Origin of the sequence: Micromonospora sp. NPDC002717 (assembly GCF_040295705.1) — a bacterium.
In the GTDB taxonomy this organism is placed as follows: domain Bacteria; phylum Actinomycetota; class Actinomycetes; order Mycobacteriales; family Micromonosporaceae; genus Micromonospora.
The window spans coordinates 1-3,882 of sequence record NZ_JBEOVW010000077.1 but is presented as its reverse complement, the minus strand read 5'-3'; the positions used below and the strand labels follow the sequence as shown (position 1 = coordinate 3,882).

The following is a 3,882-nucleotide window of genomic DNA, read 5'->3' as shown; positions in this document are numbered from 1 at the left end:
AGGTGGTGGTGGCGGATGTGCGGTGGGATCGGTTCGTGTCGTCGTTCACGGCGTTGCGGCCGAGTCGGTTGTTCACCGAGATCCCCGAGGCACAGTCGGCCATCGAGGCAGCGGCCCGCAGCGAGGACGGCCCCACCGACCAGGTTTCGGCCTTCCGCCGGCGGCTCGCGGCTCTGCCGCCGTCGGAGGCCGAGGCAACCCTGCTCGACCTCGTGCGCTCCCAGGTCGCCGCGGTGCTCGGCCACGCCACCGTGGAGTCCGTGCCGCCGGACCGGGCGTTCCAGCGCCTCGGCTTCGACTCCCTCACCGCGGTCGAGTTGCGCAACCGGCTGACCGCCGAAACGGGCCTCGCGCTGCCCACCACGCTGGTCTTCGACCACCCGACCCCGGCCGCCCTGGTCGCCTTCATCCGGGAGACCGTGCTCGGCGCCTCCGGCGACGCGCCGGCCGGGCGTACGGTCACCGTCGTCGACGACGACCCGATCGTCATCGTGGGGATGGGCTGCCGCCTCCCAGGCGGCGTCGGATCGCCGGACGAGTTCTGGCAACTGCTTTCCACGGGACGCGACGGCATCTCCGACTTCCCCCTCGACCGGGGCTGGGACGCCTTCCTCGGCAGCGGACTGTCCGACACGTCCTTCGTCCGCAGCGGCGGCTTCGTCTACGACGCCACCGAGTTCGACGCCGAGTTCTTCGGCATCTCGCCCCGCGAGGCCCTCGCCATGGACCCGCAGCAGCGGCTGCTGCTGGAGACGTCCTGGGAGGCGGTCGAATCCGCCGGCATCGACCCGACCAGCCTGAAGGGAAGCGCGGTCGGCGTCTTCGCCGGCGCCAGCTTCCAGGGGTACGCCAGCGGATCCGTGGGCCGTGCCCAGGAGGTCGGCGGCCATCTGCTCACCGGCAACGCGACCAGTGTGCTGTCGGGTCGGGTGGCGTACTCGTTCGGTTTCGAGGGGCCGGCGATGACCGTGGACACCGCGTGTTCGTCGTCGCTGGTGGCGCTGCACCTCGCGGCGCAGGCGCTGCGGTCCGGGGAGTGCGACCTCGCCCTCGCCGGCGGCGTCTGCGTCATGGCGTCCCCGGCCACCTTCGCCGAGTTCTCGATCCAGGGCGGGCTGTCGGCCGACGGCCGGTGCAAGTCGTTCTCCGAAGCCGCTGACGGCACCGGCTGGTCCGAGGGCGTGGGCATGCTGCTGGTGCAGCGGCTGTCGGACGCGCGGCGGGACGGTCGTCGGGTGCTGGCCGTGGTCCGGGCCACGGCGGTGAACCAGGACGGTGCGTCGAACGGGTTGACGGCGCCGAACGGTCCGTCGCAGCAGCGGGTGATCCGGCAGGCGCTCGCGTCGGCGGGGTTGTCGGCCGGGGACGTGGACGTCGTCGAGGCGCACGGCACCGGCACGACGCTCGGTGACCCGATCGAGGCGCAGGCGTTGTTGGCCACGTACGGGCAGGGCCGCGGCGAGGCTGCGCCGCTGCTCCTCGGCTCGGTGAAGTCGAACATCGGTCACACGCAGGCGGCGGCCGGCGTGGCGGGGATCATCAAGATGATCCTGGCGATGCGGGCCGGGGTGGTGCCGGCGTCGTTGCACGTGGGCGAGCCGTCGTCGCATGTGGACTGGTCGTCGGGTGCGGTCGAGCTGGTGACGCGGGCGCGTGAGTGGCCGGCGGTGGGGCGTGCGCGTCGGGCGGGTGTGTCGTCGTTCGGCATCTCCGGCACGAACGCGCACGTGATCCTGGAGCACCCGGGGCCGGCGTCGGAGCTGGAGCTGGCGGTGCAGCCGGCGCCTGCGGCGGGAGAGCCCTCGGCCGCGGCGGTGGAGTCGGTGGCGGGGGAGGACCTTGCCTCGGCGCCCGTCGTGTCTGCCGGAGTGCCGGTGCCGTGGGTGGTGTCGGCGCGGTCGGAGCGGGGTCTGTCGGGTCAGGCGGCGCGGTTGGTGGCGTTCGTGCGGGACCGGTCCGACCTCGCGGTGGCCGACGTGTCCTGGTCGTTGGCGACGTCGCGGGCGGCGTTGGAGCACCGCGCCGTGGTGTGGGGTGGCTCGGTCGAGGAGTTGACGGCGGGGCTGGCGGCGGTGGCCGAGGGCCGGCCGGTGGTGTCGGGTGTGGTGTCGGCGGGCCGTCGGGCGGTGCTGTTCACCGGTCAGGGCTCGCAGCGGGCCGGCATGGGTCGCGAGTTGTACGAGGCGTTCCCGGTGTTCGCGGCGTCCTTCGACCGGGTGTGTGGGCAGTTCGACGGGCTGTTGCCGCGTCCGCTGCGCGAGGTCGTGTTCGCCGAGCCGGGCACTCCCGACGCCGCTCTCGTGGATCAGACGGTGTTCGCGCAGGCGGGTCTGTTCGCCATTGAGGTGGCGCTGTGGGAGCTGCTGTCGTCGTGGGGTGTGCGGGCGGACTTCCTGGCCGGCCATTCGATCGGTGAGGTGACCGCCGCGTACGTGGCGGGGATGCTGTCGCTGTCGGATGCGTGTGTCCTGGTGGCGGCGCGGGGTCGGTTGATGCAGGCGTTGCCGGCCGGCGGGGTGATGGCCGCGGTCGGCGCTTCGGAGGAATCGGTCGTCGAGCTGATCGACCTCACCGGTGCGGCGGTGGATGTCGCGGCGGTGAACGGTCCAGCTGCCGTGGTGGTGTCGGGTGCCGCGGGCGAGGTGGCTGTGCTGGTGGCGGCCGCTCGTGAGCGGGGCTGGCGGGTCAAGGAGTTGACGGTCAGTCACGCGTTCCACTCGCGGCTCATGGACCCGATGTTGGACGAGTTCGCGTCCGTGGTGGCGGGGCTGGGCTGGCAGGCGCCGAGGATCCCGATCGTGTCGAACGTGACCGGGGCCGTGGCGGAGGCCGGGGAGGTCACCGACCCGGGTTACTGGGTGCGGCACGTGCGGCAGGCGGTGCGGTTCGCCGACGGGGTGGCGGCGCTGCGGGAGCAGGGCGTGCACACGTTCCTGGAGGTCGGCCCGGACGCCGTCCTCACCGCCATGGCGGCCGAGGCTGCGGCGACCGGCGACGACGTGCGGTACGTCGCCGCGCTGCGCCGCAAGCAGCCGGAGCTCGCCGCCCTCACCGCGGCCGTCGGGCAGCTCTGGGTGGCCGGCGTCGCCGTGGACTGGGCCGCGTACCACGGCCAGGCCGGTGCCCGGCCGCGCGTGGTCGACCTGCCCACGTACGCCTTCGACCGGCAGCGGTACTGGCTGGACGACCCGCAGCCCGGCGCGACCCCGGCGGCCGTCGACACCCCGTCCGACGAGCGGTTCTGGGCGGCGGTCGAGTCCGGGGATCTCGGCGCGCTGGGCGAAGAACTGGCGGTGGGCGCGGACGAGCCGTCCACGGCGCTGCTGCCGAAGCTCGCCCGGTGGCGGCGGACGACGCAGCAGCGGGCCGCCGTCGACTCCTGGCGGTACCGGGCGACGTGGCGTACGACCGCCGTGCCGGAATCCGCGACCCTGGCGGGGACCTGGCTGGTGCTGACGGCGCCGGGGCAGGAGAACCACCCGGCGGCCGAGGGGCTGGCCGCCCGGGCCGCCCGGGTGATCCCGGTGCCGGTCCCGGCCGACGCGGACCGGGACCGGGTGGCCCGGCTGCTGCGCGACGCGATGGGGCCCGCCGACCGGGACGCGAACGTGCTGTCCCTGCTGTCGCTCACCGACCCCCGGGAGCCGGCCGCGGTTCCGGGCGCCGTCGAGGCGTCGCGGGCGCTGACGGTGGTGCAGGCCCTCGCCGAGGTCGGCGGGGCGGGCCGGCTGTGGTGGCTGACCCGCGGGGCGGTCTCGGTCGGCGCTTCCGACCCGCTCACCGACGTCGCTGGTGCGGCGGTGTGGGGTTTGGGTCGGGTGGTGGGTTTGGAGTTGCCGTTGCGGTGGGGTGGGTTGGTGGATGTGTCGGGTGTGTGGGATG

The 3,882-nt window shown here is 74.1% G+C and carries 1 pseudogene; it reads left to right on the top strand.

The features are described 5' to 3' along the window. Positions 1–194: 194 nt before the first annotated feature. Positions 195–3,882 (top strand): annotated as a pseudogene (locus ABT006_RS34845) (type I polyketide synthase); the annotation flags it as partial.